This is a genomic window from Lysinibacillus sp. FSL K6-0232 (assembly GCF_038008325.1).
Taxonomy (GTDB): Bacteria; Bacillota; Bacilli; order Bacillales_A; family Planococcaceae; genus Lysinibacillus.
Genome location: NZ_JBBOYW010000001.1, coordinates 3292279 through 3315011, shown reverse-complemented (window position 1 = coordinate 3315011; position 22733 = coordinate 3292279). Strand labels below are relative to the sequence as shown.

The 22733-nt window shown below is 36.4% G+C and carries 24 protein-coding genes; 13 read left to right on the top strand and 11 right to left on the bottom strand.

Going from position 1 to position 22733, the window contains the following annotated elements; genetic code table 11:
• Positions 1-219 precede the first annotated feature (219 nt).
• Complete coding sequence (locus MHB42_RS16255) at positions 220-729, bottom strand: hypothetical protein (RefSeq protein ID WP_340807475.1); 510 nt, start codon at positions 727-729, stop codon at positions 220-222.
• 14 nt (positions 730-743) lie between these two features.
• Positions 744-1433 (bottom strand): B3/B4 domain-containing protein, encoded by a 690-nt coding sequence (locus MHB42_RS16250; RefSeq protein ID WP_340807474.1) that lies wholly within the window; start codon positions 1431-1433, stop codon positions 744-746.
• A 58-nt stretch (positions 1434-1491) separates the two neighbouring features.
• Here MHB42_RS16250 and queG point away from each other — a divergent pair, with 58 nt between their 5' ends.
• Both queG and trmL read left to right on the top strand, forming a co-directional pair.
• Entirely contained in the window at positions 1492-2664 is a 1173-nt protein-coding gene (gene queG / locus MHB42_RS16245) for a tRNA epoxyqueuosine(34) reductase QueG (protein WP_340807473.1), read from the top strand.
• A 7-nt stretch (positions 2665-2671) separates the two neighbouring features.
• Entirely contained in the window at positions 2672-3190 is a 519-nt protein-coding gene (gene trmL / locus MHB42_RS16240; RefSeq protein ID WP_402894563.1) for a tRNA (uridine(34)/cytosine(34)/5-carboxymethylaminomethyluridine(34)-2'-O)-methyltransferase TrmL, read from the top strand.
• Positions 3191-3229: 39 nt separating this feature from the next.
• Here trmL and MHB42_RS16235 read toward each other — a convergent pair whose 3' ends face one another.
• Positions 3230-4075, bottom strand: a complete 846-nt coding sequence (locus MHB42_RS16235; protein WP_340807470.1) for a VOC family protein — start codon at positions 4073-4075, stop codon at positions 3230-3232.
• Positions 4076-4464: 389 nt separating this feature from the next.
• On the opposite strand from MHB42_RS16235, the gene MHB42_RS16230 reads away from it, so the two are divergent.
• Both MHB42_RS16230 and MHB42_RS16225 read left to right on the top strand, forming a co-directional pair.
• On the top strand, positions 4465-4644 hold the full coding sequence (locus tag MHB42_RS16230; protein WP_340808654.1) for a hypothetical protein: 180 nt from the start codon (positions 4465-4467) through the stop codon (positions 4642-4644).
• A 71-nt stretch (positions 4645-4715) separates the two neighbouring features.
• The gene (locus MHB42_RS16225) at positions 4716-5546 is read left to right on the top strand and encodes an aldo/keto reductase (RefSeq protein WP_340807469.1); all 831 of its coding nucleotides are present in this window, start codon (positions 4716-4718) and stop codon (positions 5544-5546) included.
• Positions 5547-5590: 44 nt separating this feature from the next.
• Here MHB42_RS16225 and MHB42_RS16220 read toward each other — a convergent pair whose 3' ends face one another.
• Positions 5591-6430 (bottom strand): RluA family pseudouridine synthase, encoded by an 840-nt coding sequence (locus tag MHB42_RS16220; protein ID WP_340807467.1) that lies wholly within the window; start codon positions 6428-6430, stop codon positions 5591-5593.
• A 54-nt stretch (positions 6431-6484) separates the two neighbouring features.
• Positions 6485-6910, bottom strand: coding sequence for a disulfide oxidoreductase (locus MHB42_RS16215; RefSeq protein WP_340807466.1), 426 nt, complete (start codon positions 6908-6910; stop codon positions 6485-6487).
• A gap of 196 nt (positions 6911-7106) precedes the next feature.
• On the opposite strand from MHB42_RS16215, the gene MHB42_RS16210 reads away from it, so the two are divergent.
• Positions 7107-8222, top strand: a complete 1116-nt coding sequence (locus MHB42_RS16210; RefSeq protein ID WP_340807464.1) for a GAF domain-containing sensor histidine kinase — start codon at positions 7107-7109, stop codon at positions 8220-8222.
• Positions 8223-8234: 12 nt separating this feature from the next.
• Positions 8235-8882 (top strand): response regulator transcription factor, encoded by a 648-nt coding sequence (locus tag MHB42_RS16205; protein WP_340807463.1) that lies wholly within the window; start codon positions 8235-8237, stop codon positions 8880-8882.
• Between the two features lie 55 nt (positions 8883-8937).
• On the opposite strand, the gene MHB42_RS16200 is transcribed toward MHB42_RS16205, so the two are convergent.
• Positions 8938-10059: a response regulator gene (locus MHB42_RS16200; RefSeq protein WP_340807462.1), complete on the bottom strand. Its 1122-nt coding sequence runs from the start codon at positions 10057-10059 to the stop codon at positions 8938-8940.
• Positions 10060-10580: 521 nt separating this feature from the next.
• On the opposite strand from MHB42_RS16200, the gene MHB42_RS16195 reads away from it, so the two are divergent.
• Positions 10581-11510, top strand: a complete 930-nt coding sequence (locus MHB42_RS16195) for a helix-turn-helix transcriptional regulator (protein WP_340807461.1) — start codon at positions 10581-10583, stop codon at positions 11508-11510.
• 60 nt (positions 11511-11570) lie between these two features.
• On the top strand, positions 11571-12314 hold the full coding sequence (locus tag MHB42_RS16190) for an effector binding domain-containing protein (protein WP_340807460.1): 744 nt from the start codon (positions 11571-11573) through the stop codon (positions 12312-12314).
• An 18-nt stretch (positions 12315-12332) separates the two neighbouring features.
• Here the strand turns inward: MHB42_RS16190 and MHB42_RS16185 are convergent, their stop codons facing one another.
• The 3 genes from MHB42_RS16185 to MHB42_RS16175 all read right to left on the bottom strand — a co-directional run bounded on the left by MHB42_RS16185 (position 12333) and on the right by MHB42_RS16175 (position 15402).
• Positions 12333-13241, bottom strand: a complete 909-nt coding sequence (locus tag MHB42_RS16185) for a cation diffusion facilitator family transporter (RefSeq protein WP_340807458.1) — start codon at positions 13239-13241, stop codon at positions 12333-12335.
• 192 nt (positions 13242-13433) lie between these two features.
• On the bottom strand, positions 13434-14753 hold the full coding sequence (locus tag MHB42_RS16180; RefSeq protein WP_340808620.1) for a hemolysin family protein: 1320 nt from the start codon (positions 14751-14753) through the stop codon (positions 13434-13436).
• Between the two features lie 445 nt (positions 14754-15198).
• Positions 15199-15402 (bottom strand): YheE family protein, encoded by a 204-nt coding sequence (locus tag MHB42_RS16175; protein ID WP_340808619.1) that lies wholly within the window; start codon positions 15400-15402, stop codon positions 15199-15201.
• A 186-nt stretch (positions 15403-15588) separates the two neighbouring features.
• Between MHB42_RS16175 and MHB42_RS16170 the strand changes: the two genes are divergently transcribed.
• The 3 genes from MHB42_RS16170 to MHB42_RS16160 all read left to right on the top strand — a co-directional run bounded on the left by MHB42_RS16170 (position 15589) and on the right by MHB42_RS16160 (position 18040).
• A complete protein-coding gene (locus tag MHB42_RS16170; protein ID WP_340807457.1) occupies positions 15589-16731 on the top strand; it encodes a DUF445 domain-containing protein in 1143 nt (380 codons plus the stop codon).
• 16 nt (positions 16732-16747) lie between these two features.
• Complete coding sequence (locus tag MHB42_RS16165) at positions 16748-17095, top strand: YlbF family regulator (RefSeq protein WP_340807456.1); 348 nt, start codon at positions 16748-16750, stop codon at positions 17093-17095.
• 282 nt (positions 17096-17377) lie between these two features.
• A complete protein-coding gene (locus tag MHB42_RS16160; protein ID WP_340807455.1) occupies positions 17378-18040 on the top strand; it encodes a ribonuclease H family protein in 663 nt (220 codons plus the stop codon).
• Positions 18041-18114: 74 nt separating this feature from the next.
• Here the strand turns inward: MHB42_RS16160 and MHB42_RS16155 are convergent, their stop codons facing one another.
• On the bottom strand, positions 18115-19194 hold the full coding sequence (locus tag MHB42_RS16155; protein WP_340807454.1) for a hypothetical protein: 1080 nt from the start codon (positions 19192-19194) through the stop codon (positions 18115-18117).
• 171 nt (positions 19195-19365) lie between these two features.
• Here MHB42_RS16155 and MHB42_RS16150 point away from each other — a divergent pair, with 171 nt between their 5' ends.
• Positions 19366-20271, top strand: coding sequence for a copper amine oxidase N-terminal domain-containing protein (locus tag MHB42_RS16150; RefSeq protein WP_340807453.1), 906 nt, complete (start codon positions 19366-19368; stop codon positions 20269-20271).
• A gap of 376 nt (positions 20272-20647) precedes the next feature.
• Here MHB42_RS16150 and MHB42_RS16145 read toward each other — a convergent pair whose 3' ends face one another.
• Positions 20648-21031, bottom strand: coding sequence for a hypothetical protein (locus MHB42_RS16145; RefSeq protein WP_340807452.1), 384 nt, complete (start codon positions 21029-21031; stop codon positions 20648-20650).
• A gap of 163 nt (positions 21032-21194) precedes the next feature.
• Between MHB42_RS16145 and MHB42_RS16140 the strand changes: the two genes are divergently transcribed.
• Positions 21195-22700 carry a coproporphyrinogen III oxidase gene (locus MHB42_RS16140; protein ID WP_340807450.1) on the top strand — a complete coding sequence of 502 codons (1506 nt, stop codon included), beginning with the start codon at positions 21195-21197 and terminating at the stop codon, positions 22698-22700.
• The last annotated feature ends 33 nt before the right edge of the window (positions 22701-22733 follow it).

Genomic DNA, 22733 nt, shown 5'->3' with positions numbered 1-22733 from the left:
AAATTAGACATAAAATAAAAAGCTCTCCTACATGCAAGATGTAAGAGAGCCTTTGGATGGCGTTTTCAAATAATTTTCCAAGTTGGTTGAGTATGGCCATTGCCTATGGTTGGTGAGTAGTCATTGGTCATACAGTAACAGGTCACTTGTTATTGGTTTTCCATAGCTAAGGTTGAAAACAGCACATCCAACTCGGTTTGGAGTCTCACCGCCCCGAGCTTAGAAATAACGAGAATCATCAAAGCTAAGCTGTATACTATAGTTTTTAGCATTAATTAGATTAGATAGCTTATGTGCATCTTTTTCAAGCTGAATTGCACGCTCCCGATATACGTCAGGCTCATACATGGCGATGTCATAAAGCACCGTATTTTCACCATAGCCAAGTCGTACGCTTTCTTTTTCGCGCATGCTAAAGCCTTTACAGAGCTCTGCCTCAGCACGTAGCTGTGTTGCTAGCTCAATGGCTTCCACTAATGCTAGCTGCTCGCCCTTAAAATCTACAAAGTTTTGAATATTTGCTTCATAGACTAAACGATCTAATGTACGGGCATCTCGGCGAACTTGTGCTAACTCCGCTTCAATAATGGCTAGGGCACGATTACTTGTTTTAGGTGCTTGTCCTTTTTCTACTGTAACAAAAGCGCTGCGATGTAATTCCTCAACAAGCTCTTGAATTTTCTTGCCTAAAATACTTTTTAGTTTTACAGCTTCTGCAAGATTAATCATGAAAACACGTCCTTTTATAGTGTTGTGGATGGTGCATCATTTGATAAGAGGGCGATTTGATAATCACCGCCATGAATTTGACGAAACATTTTACCTGCCACTGCAAGAAGCTCATTCGCTGCTTCAGCTGACAAGGATGGTCGTAAGTAAAAAATATGTAATGCCTCAGTTGTGCCCTCTGAAACGGCTGTACGTTTAGAATCAACAAAAGGTGAGCCAAATGCTCCGATGTCATCATGACTGTAGAGAATGTTTTTTAATGAATTAAAGCGACCATTTAAGCCTTCATAGCCAGTTTCTTCATCACCTAGAGCTATTTCCACATTCCCTTTTAGTTGTGCTATATCATAGAGACCAATAGGAATCTCGTATTGTAATGAGAAGAAATTATTGATATCAACACCTGAATGAAAAGGTGTTAAATAATTTTGTTTACTAACTCGGCGCATTAAGCTTTCTGCTGAGTGACGATAGCGATTTGGATCAGCCCCAAGCTTTTTCCATAGCTGTCGCCATTCTGCAATCCCTTCACGCTGAGTTACAGGCTGGTTCTGCATTTCTAGAAAGAGATTTTCCTGATACAATTGTATACGACCTTTAATCATTTGAGGCGATTCTGCCACAACAATTTTGGTATAATGGATAATGCCGATTTTTAGCTCAGGATGTTGTGCTAAAAGAGCTTGATTAATCGAAATTTCCAAAAACATCACCTACTTTATCTATTTTTACTATTGTACCATGTAAGGAGTTGGAAATAAAATGAACATACATGACCTACAACGTGATTTTGTGGCATATGCGATGTCCATTGGCGTTGATAAAATAGGTTTTACGACAGCAGCTCCCTTTACAGAATTAAAAAATCGATTGCGTCGTCAGCAAGAGCTTGGCTATCAATCAGGTTTTGAGGAAAGTGATATTGAAAAACGTACCGAACCCCTTCAATTATTAGATGAAGCAGAGAGCATTGTGGCGATAGCTGTTGCCTATCCTTCACGTATGCAAAATGCACCTAGAGGTAAAAAGGGTGCAAGACGTGGGATATTTTGCCGTGCTTCTTGGGGTGTCGATTATCATACAGCATTACGTGAGCGCTTGGCGCTATTATCTGCATGGCTTGAGGACCGCGTTGAAGGTGTACGCATTCAATCAATGGTAGATACGGGTGCTCTTGTAGATAGAGCAGTAGCAGAACGAGCAGGAATAGGCTGGAGCGGCAAAAACTGCTCGATTATTACCCCTGAATTCGGCTCCTACGTCTATTTAGGAGAGCTTATTACAAATATTCCTTTTGCACCAGATCAGCCGATGGAGGATGAATGTGGGGATTGCCGTTTATGCTTAGATGTATGTCCAACAGGAGCATTAATTGAGGGAGGACAGCTAGATGCCCAGCGCTGTATTGCCTTTTTAACGCAGACGAAGGGAATGCTTCCAGATGAGTTTCGGAGTCATATTGGTAATCGTTTATATGGCTGTGATACATGTCAAACGGTATGTCCTAAAAATAAAGGAAAGGTTAACTGGATTCATGAGGAATTTCAGCCAGATCCAGAGCTTGCAAAGCCATTGCTAACGCCCCTTTTAACAATTTCTAATCGAGCATTTAAGGAAAGCTTTGGTCATGTTTCAGGCTCATGGCGGGGGAAAAAGCCTATTCAACGCAATGCGATTCTAGCACTTGCTCATTTTAAAGAGGAGGCTGCCGTGCCAGATTTAATTGCCTTGCTTCAAAAAGATGAACGGCCCGTTATTCGAGGTACAGCAGCATGGGCTTTAGGCAAAATAGGTGGGGAACAAGCACAAGCTGCCCTGTTTGAAGCAGAAGCGACAGAGCAAGATGAAGAGGTACTTGCAGAAATTCATAAAGGCTTACAGTTTTTTGTTAATGTTGGAGTGGAATCGCTCAAGTCTGGGGAGAATCGCTCATAAAACCAAAATGAAATGCCATTCAAAGAAATTTTTAATAAGGAAGTGTACCGTTATGCCATTGCATATCGTTTTATATCAACCAGAAATCCCCGCAAATACAGGAAATATTGCCCGTACTTGTGCTGGTACAAATACATCATTGCATTTAATTCGTCCACTTGGTTTTTCCACAGACGATAAAATGCTAAAGCGTGCAGGGTTAGATTACTGGCATAGTGTCAATGTTGTCTATCATGACTCATTAGAGGACTTTATCGAATTCTCGAAAAATGGTGATGTTTATTTAATTGAAACATATAGCGAGGAACCATTTACCACACATGATTTTAGCAACCAGCATCGTGATATTTACTTTATGTTTGGAAAGGAAACAACAGGCTTGCCAAAGGACTTTGCCTATGAACGCCGAGATATGTGCTTGCGTATTCCGCAAAGTGAGCATGTGCGTTCATTGAATCTATCCAATACGGCAGCAATCGTTATTTATGAGGCATTGCGTCAACAAGGTTATCCAGGATTACACTAAACGAAAGCCGTTCTCCATCATGGGAGGACGGCTTTTAATTTAGAATTTTAATAACACTACATTACCAGCAGGGTCCTCTGTTTGGAGCCCTTTTTCTAGCTCTATAACAGGTGCGCCAAGTGTCTGAAGATTTGCTTTTATTGTTGCGGCTTGCTCCTCATTAGTTAACTGCAATGAAAATGTTTTTAAACCGATCTGATTTACACCGAGCTTTGGTGCATTTGCTGATTGCCAAGTATTTAAGCCAATATGGTGGTGATAGCGTCCCGTAGAAATAAACAATGCTTGTGTGCCATAGCGTGCTACAATAGTAAACCCTAATCCCTTTGTATAAAACTGTTCAGCTTCCATTAAATTAGCAACAGATAAATGAATATGCCCCATTACGGTGTTAGCAGGTAGCCCATTCCAGTGACCATCACCTTCTGCTAAGATAGAACGAATATGAAGCGGCTCCGTTACCATATACACCTCATTAAAATGCCATAGCCATTCATGCTCAGAACGATCTGCATATACTTCAATACCATTACCATCAGGATCATTTAAGTAAAGTGCTTCACTGACATGATGATCAGAAGCTCCAAAGTATACGCTCTTTTGATGAAAATGATTAATAATGTTGGCTAAATCACGGCGGCTCGGTAATAGTAGAGCAAAGTGATATAAGCCAGTGGTTTGACCTACTTTTTCTTCTACTATTTCAGGCTGAATAAGTGTTAATAATGCTGTTTGTCCATCTGCTGTTAAAGTTGCTTGATAGGCTTCTTGTTGCAAAATTTGAAAGCCGATTACTTCTTGATAATACTGTAAGGAGCGTTGTAGATCACTTACCTTTATTTCAACGTTTGTAACATATATGTTAGGTTTTTGATGAAAATGCATAGAGTAAGCCTCCAGACTTAAGTTATCTTTGTTTATTTAGTTACTTTATGTAAGTTATATTAATAGAAAAATAAAAGAAAGTCAAGGAGCGCTATTGTTTCATAAAAAATAAGAAACTCACTAAACCTTATCGTAGGCTTAGTGAGTTTCTTGTGCTCTTATTTGTCAGCTTTGTAGTCGCCTTCGTAGCCGGCAGTGAAGATAGCTGATAAGAAAGCAAATGTTACACCAATAATTAATATTAATTTCATGGAAGTACCCTCCTCATGTTATAAAGAAATCTCTTTTTAGTATAGCCTATCTACTATAAAAATGAAACGACATAGCTGAATAAAATATGGCGGAAATGGTTCAAACGTAGCGATAACGGGAAAACTAGCAATGAGGTGATGATGATGGAGAAAAAGGTACCAAATATTGAGAATGGAACAATGGCAAGGGATATGAAGGAATTAAAAGATTTAGGTAAACAAATGGAGCATTTACGAGATGGCTTAGAGCTTGCTGAGGATGAGCGAATTGCTGACCCTATTCAATTGGATGATGCTGAACTGAAAAAAGATAAGTAAAAAACTTCTTTATTTTTCTTAAATCCAATTTTTTGTATAATGGTACTAGGAAAAGAAAGGGGTTGTGATTTTTGCATTTACAATCGACAAAAACATTAGCAAATGGTGTAGAAATGCCTCGATTTGGCTTAGGTGTATATAAAATGACAGAGCGTGAGGAAACATTACAGGCAATTGATACAGCATTAAAATTTGGTTATCGTGCTATTGATACAGCATCTTTATATGGCAACGAAGCAGAGGTAGGAGAAGCGATTCGCTATTCAGGCATTCCACGCGAGGATATTTTTGTGACAACAAAAGTATGGAATAGTGACCAAGGCTATGATGCAACATTACATGCTTTTGAGGTATCACTGAAAAAATTAAATATGGATTATTTGGATTTATATTTAACACATTGGGCTGTTCCAGAAACATTTGAAGAAACATATCGAGCGATTGAACGTCTATACGACGAGAAATTAATTCGTGCAACAGGTGTATCAAATCATCATGAGCATCATTTAGAAAAAATATTGGCAAAGGCAAATACAGCGCCAATGGTTAATCAAGTGGAATTACACCCTTATTTACAGCAGCAAGCATTAAGTGCATTTTGCAAGGAGCAGCAAATTGCAGTGACAGCATGGTCACCGCTTGGTCGTGGTGGTGTACTAAATGACCCTACAATTGTGGAAATAGGGCAGGAACTAAGAAAAACTGCTGCACAAGTCGTACTCCGCTGGCATTTACAAAATGATACCCTTGTTATACCTAAATCAGTGACACCTAGCCGAATCGAGGAAAATGCACAAATCTTTGACTTTGCATTAACCGAAGCGCAGATGGCTAAAATAGCTACATTAAATCGTGATCAACGTTTTGGGCAACATCCAGATCATTTTAAATTTGATTTTTAGTGATAAATAATCCCGCTCTCTAACTGAGAAGCGGGATTGTTTGCTTATTGCTTATCTTTAACAATAATCCGTTTATTTAAAAATGGATGCTCAAATTCTAATTGAATCGCATGAAGTTCATAATCACTGCTTGCTGTTTCTCTTGCGCCATACATTGTATCACCAATAATTGGATGACCAATATAGGATAAGTGAACACGAATTTGATGTGTTCGACCTGTTTCTAAAATAAGGTGGACAACACAGGAATTTTTATAGCGTGCAACAACTTCGTAATGTGTTACAGCGTGCTGCCCATTTTTAGATACAACACGTCTTGTAGCATGATGACGATCCTTCCCAATAGGCTCAGCAATTGTGCCAGATGCCCCACGTATATTTCCTTGTACCTCTGCTGCGTACATACGAATAATGGATTTTTCCTCAATCATTCTGTCAAAAATAGATTTTGCTAGTGGATGCTTTGCAACAAGTAATAAGCCCTGTGTTCCTTTATCAAGACGATGGACATGCTCTGCATAAATACCACCTTGCTCCTTAATATGTGCCATAACATGGTTCATACAAGTATGTGTATCATGGGCATCGTTAGGATGTGTTGACATGCCCTTTGGCTTCGATACGATTAAACAATGGTCGTCCTCATAGACGATATCAATTGCACAAACAGGCGTTGGCTTATAGTTAGATGCTGTCATAGGAAATGTAAATTTAAGCATCGTTCCTTTTGGTAAAGGTGCTTGCCATTGAATAAGCTCATCATTTGCTAATGTGACCGTCTTAGCCATGCGTAATTCATGGACAAGCTTTTTGCCAAGTCGCCAATGATTACGTAGCAGTTCTTCAATACTTACGTTATCTTCAACAATTTCATAAAGAAACATTGATTTACCTCCATAGAAAAGACCGCATTCCATTGGTAGAACACGGTCTTTTAATTATTTTGTAGCTTTTGAAGCCTTGATTAAATAGAAGCTTGCACCTGCAATTAAAATAAATGCAGCTAATGCTAAAAATGGAATAGTAATAAAGCCGAGCCAGTTAATATATTGACCAGTACAAGAAACAGCACCGCAGGAAGGGGCATTTTCAGCTAAAAAACTAAGCTTTTGAATGCCGTAATGGTAGAGTGAAATACAACCACCAATTACAGAAAAAATAGCTGTTGTTACAGCAATACGAGCATTTTTCTGGATTAATGCCACCGTTGAGATAATGACAATAGGATACATAAAAATGCGCTGTATCCAACACATTTTACAGGGCTCATAATGGCGAATTTCAGAAAAATATAGTGAGCCAAGTGTCGCTACAACTGAAACAATCCAAATAAATAATAAGCCATTTTCCTCTTTTTTGGACATATAAGTTCTCCCCTTCATCAAACTATGTACTTGTATGATTATAGTTGTTCCAGTTTTAGATGTAAATGAACTTACGTAAAATAAGTTATAGCCTTAAAAGGTGAATTTCAGTCTAAAGTATGAATGGCTGATACAGACGTTTCAAATCTCTTAATGGTATGATAAATAGTAGTCATGCTAAAGAAGAGGTGTTTTCGTGAAAGAAAATGAGCATTCCAATATTAGTATTTTAAAGGAAATTGCTGAGCTATTAAATGAAGAAACTGAAATTGTGACAATGCTGAAAGGTGCACTTATTAAATTTTTAAATGGTACAAATTTTGAAACAGGCTGGATATTTTTTATTGATGCAAAGGGACGCTCAGAGCTAGTTGTTCATGAAAATCTACCAGAGGCATTGGAATATAATCATTGTCATTATTTAAAAAAGGGTGGCTGCTGGTGTGTATCCCGCTATCGAAATGAGGAGCTGAAAAAAGCTTCTAATATTATTGAATGTCAGCGTATTGAAAGTGCTATAGCTGCAAAGGTTGGGGATCATGCAGGCATTACCCATCACGCAACAGTGCCTTTGCAATCTGGACAAGAGCGTTTTGGTGTCTTAAATGTTGCATCGAAGGATACGGTGCGCTTTTCAGAGGAGGAGCTAGCCTTATTGGAATCAGTGGCGTTTCAAATGGGCTCTGCCATTAAGCGTATTTTACTGACAAAGCAAGAGCAGGAAATGGCACTTGTTAAGGAGCGTAACCGTCTAGCACGTGACTTACATGATTCTGTTAATCAGCTATTATTTTCTGTAACATTAACCGCAAGAGCAGGAATTGAAATGACAGAGGATAGCGATATTAAAGAAACATTTAAGGAAATACAGCAATTGACACAGGATGCCCTAACAGAAATGCGTGCACTTATTTGGCAACTGCGACCAAAGGGCTTAGAAAATGGCTTATTGGAAGCGATTAAAGTATATGCTGAGATGCTTGGCTTAAAATTGCATATTACTGTTTCAGGTGTACTGCAATTTCCCTCACGTATTGAAGAAACATTATTTCGTGTAGCGCAAGAGGCACTCAATAATGTGCGCCGTCATGCAGGTGTGCTAGAAGCGGCATTGTATATTACGGTGACATCAACAGATATTTTACTTGTTATTCGTGATGAGGGACGAGGCTTTGTTATTGATAACAATATAAAGTTATTATCAATGGGCTTACAATCCATTAAAGATCGTGCAAAATCAGTGGGTGGCACTGCTGATTGGGTAAGTGAGCTTGGCAAGGGCACGGAACTGCTAATCCGCTTGCCGTATTAAGGGGGAGAGGACATGATACGTGTATTAATTGCAGACGATCATCATGTGGTGCGTCGAGGACTATTGTTTTTTTTAAAGACACAAAAGGATATTGAAGTTGTGGGAGAGGCAAAAAATGGGCATGAAGCTGTAGCTTTGGCAGAAAGCATTCAACCAGATATTATTCTAATGGATTTAGTGATGCCTGAAATGGATGGTATTCAGGCTACAAAACGCATTAAAGCAAGATTTCCGCAAATTGAAATTTTAATGCTAACAAGCTTTTCTGATCGAGATCATGTAGTGCCAGCAATGGAGGCTGGGGCAGCAGGCTATCAATTAAAGGATATTGAGCCTGATGAATTAGTCTTAGCGATTCGTCGTATTATGCGTGGCGAAAATACATTACATCCTGACGCCACAACAACGCTTGAAATGGAGCGCCAAGAATCTCAAAATGCCCCACATTTATTAAATCCGCTGACACCACGTGAACAGGACGTATTGGCTGAGCTAACAAAAGGAAAAAGTAATCGTGAAATTGCGGCTTCATTGTTTGTAACAGAAAAAACGGTGAAAACACATATTTCAAATATTTTTACAAAGCTCCAAGTACAAGACCGAACACAAGCAGCATTATATGCTGTTAAGCACGGTCTAACAGAAGGTAGCGGCATTTAACACGGCAACGGCGAGTTTCTACAAATGTGTAGTAGCCCGTCGTTTTTATATGATGCTATTTATGCTGTGCAAATAATTTTTTAGATATTTCTAATAATGTAGAGCTTGGTGCTAACGCTAAATCTTCCTTTAATTTTTGTCGATATGTTTGAAAAACCTCATATGCCTGCTTATGAAGCCCTGCCTGGATTAATGTATATAAATAGTGCTCAAGCTTTTGCTCATTATAGGGGTCATACTCTAATAATCTATTTAAAAAATCCATGGCTTTTTCCGTGTCAGAAAAGACGGTTATTTGAAATCCTTTTTCTAATAACTCTATGTATGATTTTGTTAATTTATCTTTATAAGTAGTAGCCCACTCATAATCATCATATACAAACAAGCCATTTTTATAAATAGCAAGACATTGATGAATCAATGAAATAGGCGGAGATTTCAATTTTGTAAATTCCTCATGAAATTTTTGGAAATCGTATAAATCACATAGAATATTTGGTTTTTCAAAAATATAATATTTATTTGAAAAAATAATACAGTTATCATAGCCGATCGTATTTAAAGCTTTTCTTAAATATGAGAGTGCCGTATGAAGATTGGATTTAGCTCGTACATAGTCTAACTCTGGCCATAAAATTTCAATTAAATAATCTCTATGAATTGGTATATTAGGATGCAAAATAAAATAAGCAAATAATTCCTTTGTTTTTTCTGTTTTAAATGGAACTAAGCGATTATTGCTATAAACAGCAAATTGATCAAAGCATTGTACATTAAGTATAGTATGAGTATTTTGCTGTAGCATTTGCTGAATCGAGAATTCATGTTCAATACGGGCTACTGTTTTTGCTAAACGTGTATGATTAATAGGTTTTAATAAGTAATCAAGACCTCCAATTTCATAGGCTTGTAATGCAAATTCCTGATAGGAAGTAATAAATACAATGCTTATATAGGGGCGATCTGTTTTAACAATATCAGCTATTTCAAGTCCAGAAAGTTCTTGTAGCTTTACCTCTAAAAATATAACGTCAAACTCTATCATTGGTAGTTCATTCAAAAATGACTCCACACTTGTAAAGGCTTGAATGACCTGTATTTGTTGAAAGGCTTGTAGTTTATTTTGAAAATAATGTAAAGCTAAAGGTTCATTATCTAGTAAAATGGCTCGAATCATATCAAACTCTCCTTTTTACAATTAAATTGAAAACTATTAAACTCTAGCTTATTTTGGTTGAGAAGTCTTTTTCTAGATAAGGAAAAAGCATGAAAATAGAAAATTATTTATTTTTTTTGTTAAAAAATTGACTTCAATGAAAGGATATTTATTATAGACGAGCGCCAAGTTATTCTAGGGAGTCTTAAAATATTCTGTATGATGAATGGCATCGCCAAAAATAATCTATAGATTATGTTAAGAGAATTGAAAGAATTGTATAACTATCATGTAACATCTAGTTGCAGTTATAATGATTAAACAATTCTTATAAAAAATAAAACAGCATGGATGTAGCAAAAACATATTAGATAGTATTAATAACAAGTATTATTTATCTTATATTGTAATAATTTACTAGGCGTATTATAGTACATTTGACTTAAATAAAACTTAAACAATACTTAAATGGACAATGTATTAGGAATTAAGATATGAACAATGATAGGCATAATGAAATATATATAGAAAGGAGCTCCACCATGAAATTAGAACGATTGCTGACAATGACGATGATTTTAGTAAATCGTAAAAAAATTAAGGCACAAGAGTTAGCAGAGCTATTTAATGTATCTGTTCGTACAATCTATCGAGATATTGACACACTTAGTTGTGCGGGGATTCCTGTTATAAGCCAGCAAGGGGTGAATGGTGGTATTTATTTAATGGAGGGCTATCGTATGGATAAGCAAGTTTTAACGAAGGATGAGCTTACATCATTATCGATAGCCATTAAAAGTGCATTGACGGGGTATGAGGATTTACATGCAGAGGCAGTCCTTGAAAAATTAACAAGCATTGCAGATGATGATAGTAAACAATCTATGGAGCATCTATTAATAGACTTAAGTCCATGGGGACCAAATTCTCTTTTTAAGAAGCAGCTTACATTATTAAAAGCAGCTATTAAAAATGGTCAATATGTAAGTTTTAGCTACTCAACTACACATGGTAAGCTAACCAATCGCTTTGTTGAGCCACATACATTAGTACACAAGGGGCGGGTATGGTATTTATATGGCTATTGCACATTAAGACAAGATTTTCGTCTATTTAAACTTGCAAGAATAAAAAATTTACAGCAGCAACTGATGACCTTTGAACGCAAGGAAGTACATTTATCTGAGCTACCATGGAGTACAGAATGGCATCAGCCAGAAAATACGGTTAATTTGGTCATTTCTTTTGACAGAGCTATCACAACACTTGTCGAGGAATCATTTGGGGCTGAGCATATCGATCATGAGCATGCCATCATCTCAATAGAGATACCAGAGGATGAGTGGCTTTATGGCTTTTTGCTTAGCTTTGGTCATCGTATAAAAATCATTGAGCCACTCTATTTACAAGAGATTATCCAACAGCGCGCACAAGAAATTCTCCATTTATATAAAAATCCAAATAATTGCTGACAGACAGCTGTCAGGTTTCCTTCGCTATAGTAGGAATAAATAAAGTGAAGGGTGGAGGTAATGATGCAAAGCTATTGTCAAAGCTGTAGTATGCCATTAACGACTGAGGCATTATTAGGAACTGAAAAAGGAGGCAGTATCAATAAGGATTATTGTCGATATTGCTATCAGGAAGGCGAGTTTACACAGCCAACTATAACAATTGAAGAGATGGTAGAAATTTGTGTACCATATTTAAAGGACAATGGCATGGCTGAAAAGGAAGCACGTCATATGCTAGTAGCTGTGTTGCCAGATTTAAAGCGCTGGAGAAAAAATAAATCATCAGAGCCAAAAGTAGTAGAACGACCTGCATTTTATATTATGGGAATTGCGGAGGAAACAAGTAATGCTCAGGAAATAACAGCACAAGCTAAAATTTCGCAGCTATGGACAGACTTTTATCAGCAAAATATAATTGGTCAAATTGCTAATCGGCATAATGCAACGATTTATGGCTTATATTCAGACTATGCAACAGATGTTAATGGGGATTATACAATTACACTTGGTGTAGAGGTGTCCAATACAAATGAGGCTCCTGCAGGTATGGTATTAAAAACAATACCGGCAGCTAAGTATGCTGTATTCACTTCTCAAACGGGTACAATACCAGAGATTGTTATTCAGACATGGCAAGATATTTGGGCATGGTTTGCAAGCGCTGAAGTAGAGCGAACTTATACTGGCGACTTTGAGGTTTATGATGAACGATGCACAAATCCTCAAAAGGCACAGGTAGATATTTATATTGCGATTAAATAATAAAAAGTCCCCTACCACTTAATGGGTAGGAGACTTATCATTGTTTTGCGGAGGGATTGCTTCAATATATGGTTCAATATGGACAAGAACCTGGCAAAAACGGTTTTCACGCATAATGGTATGTTCAATTTCCTCTGTAATACGATGACTTTCAAATACATTTAAATAAGGGTCAACAGTAACCGTTACATCAATGAAGTACATATTACCATGTGCACGTCCTTTAAAGTCTAAAAGCTCCATAACACCATCTACATTTTGAATTAAAACAGATAATGTTTCAACTTCCTCAATATCAAAGGCATCTGTAAGGCTTTGAACAGCCTCCCAAAAAATTTCAACAGCTGTTTTGATAATTAAAAAAGCAACAATAAGCGCTGTTAAAGAATCAATAATAGGGAAGCCAAAAATTGCGCCAAAAATTCCAATGGCTGTACCAATACTAACAAGTGCATCTGAACGATTATCAAAGGCGGCTGCTTTCACAGCGGCACTTTTAATTTTCTTAGAGAGTGCCAAATTATAGCGATATACTACATACATTACAGCAGCACTGCCGATAGCGACATAGGCTGTTAACAGAGAAGGTGTTGTCCCTGTAGGCTCCCAAAGGTGTTGTAACGAGTTAATTAATACTTGAAGGCCAACAATAAGCATAATAAAGGATGCTACTAAAGATGCAACCGTTTCGGCACGTAAATGTCCATATTGGTGATTGGAATCAGGTGGTCTTTGTGCAATACGTAAGCCAACCAATACGGCGATAGAGGCAATAATATCTGTAGTATTATTTAACCCATCTGCCTTTAATGCCTCAGAGGTCCCAGTATAGCCAATTGTAAGCTTAATGGAACTTAAGATTAAATATGTACCAATGGATAACCAAGCGCCTTTTTCCCCTTGACGTAAATTTGTATAAAGCTCCATATTGTTTCCTCCTCACAAAACTTTCGAACATTAGAAAACGACCCCCTTTGAGAAAGGGAGTCGTTTTCTATTTATTATGACAGTATTTGCTCCCACCCTTATAGAGTGTGAGCGAAAAACCATTTTTATAGCCTAAATCATCTAAGTGTGCTTATAATCGTATCACGATAAGGGTAATAAGGTAAAGTCACATTAGTCAATTACTGTGTCAATTTTATTTAATAAATCACTTTCAGGCAATTTCAGAACTTCTAAGTATAAAATATGGTGACCATCTAATTCTTTGGCAATAAATTTATAACCCTGCTCCTGAATGCTATCTCCTTCGACAGCATCAAAGCGCTTTGTCATAAACCAACCGCCAATCGTATCAATATCATCATCTTCTATGTCAGTACCAAGCATATCATTTACATTTTCAAGCAGCATTTTAGCATCTAAAATAAAATGATTTTCTGCAATTTCTTGTACTTCTGGAACTTCATCTTCATCGAATTCATCTTGAATATCGCCGACAATTTCCTCGATAATATCTTCGATTGTTACTAAGCCAGATGTTCCACCATATTCATCCATTAAAATAGCCATATGAATACGTTCACGTTGAATTTTTAGTAATAAATCGTTAATTTGCGTTGTTTCCATTACACGAATAATAGGCTGCATATAATCAATAACAGGTTTATCGCCATTTTTAGGGTCTTTAATGTAAGCGGTTAATAAGTGCTTCATATTGACCAAGCCAATAATATGGTCTTTATCACCATCAATAATTGGATAACGAGTATACTGCTCAACACCCATTAAATCGAACACTTCTTTAATTGTCAGCTCTTTTTCAATACCGACAATTTCAGTTCGAGGAACCATAATTTCCTTTGCAAGACGATCTGAGAACTCAAAAATACTGTTCACATATTCATATTCTGCGTTATTGATTTCTCCACCTTTTAAACTATCCGATAAAATCATACGCAGCTCTTCCTCTGTATGGGCTACTTCTGATTCTGACATCATTTTTAAGCCAAAAAGACCAGTTAAGGCACGAGCAGAGCCATTTAATAGCTTAATGATGGGATACGTAATATTGTGGAATAAAATTAATGCGCCAGAAAAGTTTAATGTAACAAATTCTGCTTTTTGGATGGCTAATGTTTTTGGCGCCAACTCCCCAATAACAACATGCATAAACGTTACGAGTGAGAATGCAAGTATGAATGAAAGGATAGACGTTATACTACCACTTAAATTTAGAAATTCAAACACCGGGTGTAAAATAATTTCAAATGTAGGTTCACCAAGCCAACCTAAACCAAGTGCAGTAATTGTAATACCTAGCTGACAAGCAGATAAGTACTCGTCTAAATCTGAAACAACACGTTTTGCATTTTTCGCTTTTTTATGCCCTTCTGCGAGCAATTGATCAATGCGGGTAGCTCTTACTTTAACGATTGCAAATTCAGTTGCAACGAAAAATCCTGTCATTATAATAAGTAGGGCGAATGCCGCCAACCTAATGGTTATCTCCAATATGTCTCCGTCCAAATAATCCCTTTGTCCCCGCCCGAATGAGGGAAGTAAACAAAGTGTACACCTCCTATGATTTAAAAAATTGTTGGATGTTTCAATCATAAATTATTTACAAGGAAAACACAAATATTGACAACGTTTTTTTCGCTGTTTTTCAGTAGCTTTTTTGAATAGATGTCCACCTTTACATATCATATAAATTGAAAATAGTATAGCTATATGATGATTTTAAAAATATAGTAAAAATAGTTTATTTAGGAAATAAAGCATGTGCATCCTATATTAAATGACACGTCAAAAATCTCAAAAGTGCTATAGTGTGTGGATTTTTTAAATAAACTATTTTGTCTAATAATAAGGAGCAGTCCTATCCAATCTATAGGGCTGCTCCTTTGTACTTATATGCATTGCATTAAATCCTATGCTGTTAATCATAAACATGGTATAGCATGAGGTCATGAATCATTTTTTTTACATGTTCTTCGTTGGGTGGAATAGGTCCTGTCCATTGAATCATACCATCCTTTAAATATTCTGCTGTATAACGTTCTCGCTCATAAAAAAAGGAAATTGTCCATCCGGGAAGCTGCGTATTTTCAAATAATGGTTTAAAGCTAAAATGCTGAATCATCATCAAACCTCTTTTCTATCGATATGTAGTTCATATTATTCAGGGATAATAGTAATTTTGCAACTATTCATATTTTACATTTTAAAAGGGGTATTTATTTCGTTGAAAATCATTGCTCTGCTATAATGTATGCAGAAGACGACAAAATACGTCAAGCGTGAATACAAGTGAAATGAGAGGATGCAAATGGATAATTTTCTAGTAACATTACTTTTTATGGCAATTATTGGTGCTGCCATTGGTGGCGTAACCAATCACTTAGCCATTAAAATGCTTTTTCGTCCATATAAAGCAATATATATTAAAAATTGGCGCGTACCATTTACACCGGGCCTTATCCCGAAAAGACGTGATGAATTAGCGAGGCAGCTTGGTTTAACAGTTGTCAATTACTTATTAACACCTGAAACTTTTAGAAAGAAATTTTTCTCCAAGGATATGCAAGATAAGCTTGAGCATCTTGTACAGACAAAGGTGGAAGAAACGATCTTTACAAATGATAAAACAATTCAGGATTGGTTAAACTTAGCTGGGTTTGCGCATATGCCAGCAACGATTGAGCAAAAAGTAGAAGCGATTGTAGAGGGACAATTTGCATCAGTGAAGAATACACTATCTACAAAATCAATTCGCACACTGCTATCTGCTGATATTCAACAAACGATTGATGCTAAAATTCCTGTAGTTGTTGGTCATATTTTAGAGAAGGGTGAGGATTATTTTTTATCACCTGAAGGCGAAATGACAATTAAGGCGATGATTGATGACTTTCTCTCCACAAAAGGCTCTCTTGGCGGCATGATTAGCATGTTTTTAGGAGATTCCTCTTCACTTGTTGGAAAAGTTCAACGGGAGCTTATAAAGTTTTTACAGGCTCCGGGTACAACAACATTGCTAACGAAAATATTTACACAGGAATTGGAAAAGCTAAAAGATCGACCAGCAATGGACTTTTTACAGGATATCCAATTTGAACCGTTATTAGCGAAATTACAAGTCTATGTAAAAGAGCAATTAGCCATTGCAGAGCGTTTAAATCATCCTATTTCCTATTACTGGCCTGAGGGTAATGAGTGGGTAAAGCGCCAAGTTATTCCACAAGCCATTGAAAAGGGCTTTAGTAAGGCAGAAGCAAAGCTAGAGGATGTACTTAAGCGTTTAAATTTACAAGAAGTTGTGCGAGAGCAGGTTGATTCCTTCCCAGTAGAAAAATTAGAGGAGCTTGTATTAGGCATTTCTAAACGTGAATTTAAAATGATTACGGTACTAGGTGCAGTTCTTGGTGGATTGATTGGGATTGTGCAAGGTTTAATCGTTTACTTTATTTAAAAAGGAGATTGTATACATGATTAATATTTATAATGACATTAATGCATTAGAGGCAACTTTCCGTAAAACTTCTGAGTTTGAAACTTTACAAGCAGCAGTGGAAGTTGTGAAGAATGATGAAGAGGCATTAAATGTCTTTAAAAACTTCCGAAAAATCCAAATGGAGCTGCAGAAAAAACAATTAGCAGGCGAGGATTTATTGGAAGATGAGCTTGTCTATGCGCAAAAAGCAGCACAACTTGCACAACAAAATGAAAAAATTTCAGCGATGCTTGAAGCAGAAATGGCATTAAGCAAAGTAATTGAGGAAGTAAATCGCATTTTAATCAAACCGATTCAAAGTTTATATGAGGGGCTTCAATAAGGAATAATTGTTGCAAAAAATGCATATATAACAAGTAAGAAGAAAACGTGTATCCGCTAATAATCGGAGCACGTTTTCACTTTATCTTGGTTCAGCAAATTCTTTTTGTATCGAAAGCAAAGCGACAGCAGCAGATATTTTTGTGCGAAAGCAAAGCGACAGCAACAGATACAGAAGAGCCCATGTTCTGTGGAGAGGGAATGAATGCTTTTCCCTTCTGCTCAGTGGGTGTCCAAACGTCTACTGAACCATGAGGCGTAATTGATATTGGAGGCTATGTTTATGGATGTTGTCATTGAATGGACTTATAAAACACCAAAAGGAGCTACAACGGTTTTACGTTCAGAAGAGATGCCTGCTGCTCAAGCACTTTTACTAGCAGAAGATATGGAGAAAACAGGAAGAGTCAAATTATTGCATTGTATAGATCGGCAGGCTACAAGTTGGTCGTTAAAGGAATTAAAGGCGTATTTAAAGGAAATAGATAGTGAGCCACATGACATTACGGTTTATTTTGATGGTGGCTTTGACCGTGGGACAAGACAGGCAGGACTAGGCTGTGCCATTTATTATGAGCAAAATGGTAAGTCCTATCGTTTACGAAAAAATGCCTTTTCATTGGAGCTTCAATCAAATAATGAGGCGGAATATGCAGCGCTTTATTTAGGCTTAGTGGAGCTGGAGTTATTAAATGTTCACCATCTGCCTGTCCGTTTTATAGGCGATTCACAGGTAGTTATTAATCAGCTAAGTGGGGAATGGCCAGCATTAGAGAAGGAGCTAGCAAGCTGGGCAGATAAAATTGATGCCAAGCTAGCGCAGCTCGCCATTCAACCAACGTATCAGCTTATTGCACGCAAGAACAATAACGAGGCAGATCGACTTGCTACACAAGCTTTAAACGGCATTGATATTACTAGTACAAGTGAAATTGGAAAGAAATAGACGGCTTGTTCTTAAGCATTCTACTTAATTTTAAGAAGAAACCTACCAGCACATGCTACTGGTAGGTTTTATTTTTAGTTTGTGGAAGCCACTAAACTTAAAGATAAGTTTAATAGGGCTGCATTGTTTTGATCATTGCTGAATTCAGCATAATAGTAAACATCTTCAAATTCAAATTCACCAAAATAGACAATATCATCAGGGTCTCCATATCTTTCATAGGATAAAATTTGAATTGTTTGATTGATAGCCTTTTCTAAATTTTCCCTTGTGACATTTTTAAATTTTGATAGATAAAAATGGCTAGGAGGAATTTCATCTTCTGCTAAACAAAAAAAGTAGTCATCATAAAAAGAACAGAAACCACCTTCATAATAGTCCTCATTGACTGGAGTTCCAGCTTTAATTTTGGCGGTTGAATAACTATCTCCAAAAATAATACCTGTTTTAAAGAAACTATTGTTTAGTAATGCCAACAATTTTTCGTTTTGAATGATAGGCAGTCCAGAATTTAATTTAACAGTGCCATATTCACTTATAATTGCATTGTCTTGAAGCTCATAATGCTCTAAATAATTTTCCTCTTGAATGGTAAACGAATTGGTAGAGGTATCTACAATTAAATTTCTATTCATGGAAAGGCTATAAGTTTGACCACTAATAATTTTATCGCCATCATCCGATACTTTCAATAAATGGAGCACCTCCGTGTAATTAGAGGCTCCAGCAGAAAAAATAGTTATTAGCGGAAGCTCTTGGTCGTTGTTGTTTTTTAGTATATCTTTAAAACGAACCTCGCCATGAATAGGTGTTTCATATTGTTGAGCAGCCCATAATGACCATGATTTGTTATCTTTATTAAATTTCCCAATAATATAGCCATAATTTGTGCCACTATAGCCAATAAAAATTTCAGGTACTTGATCTCCCTCAAAGTCTACCATTTTATAGTATGTATCTTCACTAGGAATATTGCTATTACGATACCATGTGCTGTCTAATGCTAATTGCTGCCATTCTTCAGTCGATAAAGATAAGTCTTCCTCTTGAGTAACCTTAGAAGAATCAGCGCTAGATGGCTCATTTACTTGTTGATCCTGACAAGCAATTAATAAAAAGCTTAAAAATAAAAAAGGTATACTTATTTTTTTCAATATAACATCCCCCCTTTATGGATTAATCACCAAATCAGACTATAACATATTGAATTATATAATGGAATATTACCCAATTATCTCCTTTAATAATTTTTCTATGTTCAATGAAACTTTTTCCATTTAAAAGCTACTACTATAGTGAATCCAAGTAATAAGGAGAGATACTTTATGAAGATGAAAAAATTAGCACCTGTAGCAATGACTGCATTATTATTTGGCAGCGTTGTAGTACCAACAGCTTCAGCAAATGAGCATATGACTGAGTTAGAGGTTCCACAAATTCAACCTGTATATATTTTCGATGACACACGTGGCATGGTTGAGGATATCCGTGTTGGTGAAAATATTACATATTATACAGTGAAAGACGATGAGCAAATAAATGTTTTAGAAATTACAAAAGATACGCTTGTCTTTGATAATACTGGTAAAAGAGTAGAACTAAAAGAGGGAGACAAAGTCGTGGCATATACATTTGCCAACAAGCCACAAAAATATATTTATCCACCGCAGTTTGATCCTGATGTAGTAATTGTTGAGTCAGAGGACGCTGGCTTTGTGGAAGTTGATTATTTCTTTGAGAATTTGGTAAATACGTATAATTTATTGAAGTTAAATATTGGAGATGACACAGAGCTGTTAAATGCTAAGGGAGAAACAGTAGCATCTAAAGACTTAACAAATAAGCATCTTGTTGTGTTTTATACAGCTTCAACTAAAAGCATTCCAGCACAAACAACACCAACAAAAATTATTGTGCTAGATAATGCTGATGAAAGCGTAATTGACCCAATAGAGGCAGAAATTACTGCTATTATTGCATCAGAAGCTTATGAGGTCGCAGGTATAAAAATGGTCCCATTACGCTCAATCGCTGAAAAGCTTGGCTATCAAGTAGTGGCAACAGGAAAAACGGTGATCTTGACAAAAGGAGATACGACATACACAATGACGCGTGGAGAAAAAGCATTTCATTTTAATCAAGCACTGCACACACTGCAAGTAGCTCCTGCATTGTTAAATGGTGCAACAACATATGTACCCGTTGAATTGATTAACAATTATTTGAAATAGTGAATAAAAAAGAGCACACTTCAGTATAATTGAACTAAGCCCCGAATAGTGACACTTTGTGAAGTGAACCTATACGGGGTTTTTCTATATTTCAGGAATATGCAAATAGTATTTTCATATCTAATGAGGCTATTGAGGAGAAAGGTCTATGCCAAACCTTTCGAAAAGTTGTATTTGACTTAGGGTTTATTAGTGTAAAACAGCTTAATGTGCCGTTATATAGTTGGAGTTTAGGAGAACAGGGCTTTATGGACATTAAAAAGATGACTTTGGCTATTTACCGAAGTCATCTCATTGTGTCTTAATTGATAACTGCATTTCCTTTATTAAATTGTCCACAAATAGGATGTATTTCAGATGTTTAAGTGTATCCTATTTAAGCTGTAGAAATTATTTTCGAGGAAATAATTGTAGGATACTTTTTCATAAATTGTTGAAGGCATTGTTTGAAAGCATGGGTGTGCATAAAATTTTTAGCTAATAGTAATTCATCTGAGTATAATAAAAATTGTTGGAAATGCTGTTGGATAAATTTCCTAGCATTTTCATAATGCTTATTAATAGAAATAGCACCATAAATGTCCTGTTGATCAATAATGTAGATAAAGTCACACAAAACTTTATGTATATCATACTTTAATAAGACAGCGATATACAATGTTTTGTCATCACAGCGTTCTACATCGAAATGGTGGAATACGACTTCTACTTGTTGGATAAAATTCGAAACGGGCATACGATTATTCTTTAAAATACTCACTATTAACACCACCCTTTTTAAAAATTATAATAAGAAAAAATTTTTTTGTCTATAAATAACAGAATATTCTGTCATTTTTGTTGTTTTGCTTAAAGTTAATAAAATTTGTTAAACTTAAGTTTGCAATATATTTGGAATAAGGAAAGAAGAGAGCGATAATATTATGAAAATTATTCACATAGATCAAAAATACCCTGAGGATTGGATTCGCGTATTAAACCATATAGCGAATTTATTTTTTGAGGATTCCAAGCTAAAGGTGGAACCAGAGGATGCGGAGATGGCTGCATCATTTTCCTATGAGGTTGGAGATGATTTTTCAATAACGACAAAAGCTATATTAACAGTAGATGGTAAAGAATATACAACACATTACAGTATTCAATATGAATCAGTCGCAACAGATCGAGAGCTCAATATTCGTATAAAGCGTGCATTGTCACATGTATTTTTAGATGTATTAGAGCAGCATACAGGGATGCATCAGCAATGGGGGATTTTAACAGGAGTACGCCCAACAAAGCTCTATCATAAATTTAGAAAAGCAGGTAAAAGTGAGCAGGAAATTGCTGAGCTATTAATCCGAGATTTCCGTCTATCAAAGGAGAAGGTTGCACTATTGAAGGAAATTGTAGATCGTCAATTAGTAACGATTCCTGATATAGACGATATTGGAAAGGAAATTAGTATTTATATCGGCATTCCATTTTGCCCAACAAAATGTGCATATTGTACATTCCCAGCATATGCGATTGGTAGTAACCGCAAACAGGGTCGTGTCACTACATTTTTAGATGGTTTGCATATAGAATTACGTGAAATGGGCAAATGGTTAAAGGACAATAATATGACCATTACCTCTATTTATTGGGGAGGTGGTACACCAACGTCCATTGAGGCAGATGAAATGGATGCCTTATACCAAACAATGTATGACTCATTCCCAAACCCTGAAACGATTCGAGAGGTCACTGTTGAGGCTGGAAGACCTGATACGATTACACCTGAAAAATTAGCAGTACTGAAAAAATGGGGGATTGATCGTATAAGTGTGAATCCACAATCCTATACAGATGAAACATTAAAAGCAATTGGCCGCCATCATACTGTTCAAGAAACCATCGATAAGTTTTGGCTTGCACGTGAATCAGGTATGAACAATATTAATATGGACTTGATTATTGGCTTGCCGAATGAAGGTGTTGAGGAATTTCAGCATTCATTAGAGGAATCTGCTAAAATGCAGCCTGAGTCATTGACGGTTCATACATTGTCATTTAAACGTGCTTCTGAAATGACACGTAATAAGGAAAAATATAAAGTTGCGGATCGTGATACAGTTGCCGAAATGATGCAGATGGCACAGGTATGGACAAAGGAAAATAACTATGTACCATACTATTTATATCGTCAAAAAAATATTTTAGGTAATTTAGAGAATGTTGGCTATAGCAAGGCTGGTGAGGAAAGTATCTATAATATTGTGATTATGGAAGAAGTGCAAACGATTTTAGGAATTGGCTGCGGAGCATCCTCAAAATTTGTGCATCCTGACACAGGGAAAATCACACAGTTCCACAATCCAAAAGACCCTGCTGCCTATATTATGACCTTTGAAGAGGCTATTGGTAAAAAAATCGAGCTTTTAGATGAGCTATATAAAGCATAGTAATAAGGACATGCCTTTTGAAACAGAGGGTGA

Bases quoted from the DNA above. Each gene is read 5' to 3' on its own strand.
- MHB42_RS16255 (WP_340807475.1), bottom strand. From the start codon at position 729: ATGATTAATCTTGCAGAAGCTGTAAAACTAAAAAGTATTTTAGGCAAG.
- queG (WP_340807473.1), top strand. From the start codon at position 1,492: ATGAACATACATGACCTACAACGTGATTTTGTGGCATATGCGATGTCC.
- trmL (WP_402894563.1), top strand. From the start codon at position 2,672: ATGAAATGCCATTCAAAGAAATTTTTAATAAGGAAGTGTACCGTTATG.
- MHB42_RS16235 (WP_340807470.1), bottom strand. From the start codon at position 4,075: ATGCATTTTCATCAAAAACCTAACATATATGTTACAAACGTTGAAATA.
- MHB42_RS16230 (WP_340808654.1), top strand. From the start codon at position 4,465: ATGATGATGGAGAAAAAGGTACCAAATATTGAGAATGGAACAATGGCA.
- MHB42_RS16220 (WP_340807467.1), bottom strand. From the start codon at position 6,430: ATGTTTCTTTATGAAATTGTTGAAGATAACGTAAGTATTGAAGAACTG.
- MHB42_RS16215 (WP_340807466.1), bottom strand. From the start codon at position 6,910: ATGTCCAAAAAAGAGGAAAATGGCTTATTATTTATTTGGATTGTTTCA.
- MHB42_RS16205 (WP_340807463.1), top strand. From the start codon at position 8,235: ATGATACGTGTATTAATTGCAGACGATCATCATGTGGTGCGTCGAGGA.
- MHB42_RS16200 (WP_340807462.1), bottom strand. From the start codon at position 10,059: ATGATTCGAGCCATTTTACTAGATAATGAACCTTTAGCTTTACATTAT.
- MHB42_RS16195 (WP_340807461.1), top strand. From the start codon at position 10,581: ATGAAATTAGAACGATTGCTGACAATGACGATGATTTTAGTAAATCGT.
- MHB42_RS16190 (WP_340807460.1), top strand. From the start codon at position 11,571: ATGATGCAAAGCTATTGTCAAAGCTGTAGTATGCCATTAACGACTGAG.
- MHB42_RS16185 (WP_340807458.1), bottom strand. From the start codon at position 13,241: ATGGAGCTTTATACAAATTTACGTCAAGGGGAAAAAGGCGCTTGGTTA.
- MHB42_RS16175 (WP_340808619.1), bottom strand. From the start codon at position 15,402: ATGATTCAGCATTTTAGCTTTAAACCATTATTTGAAAATACGCAGCTT.
- MHB42_RS16170 (WP_340807457.1), top strand. From the start codon at position 15,589: ATGGATAATTTTCTAGTAACATTACTTTTTATGGCAATTATTGGTGCT.
- MHB42_RS16165 (WP_340807456.1), top strand. From the start codon at position 16,748: ATGATTAATATTTATAATGACATTAATGCATTAGAGGCAACTTTCCGT.
- MHB42_RS16160 (WP_340807455.1), top strand. From the start codon at position 17,378: ATGGATGTTGTCATTGAATGGACTTATAAAACACCAAAAGGAGCTACA.
- MHB42_RS16150 (WP_340807453.1), top strand. From the start codon at position 19,366: ATGAAGATGAAAAAATTAGCACCTGTAGCAATGACTGCATTATTATTT.
- MHB42_RS16140 (WP_340807450.1), top strand. From the start codon at position 21,195: ATGAAAATTATTCACATAGATCAAAAATACCCTGAGGATTGGATTCGC.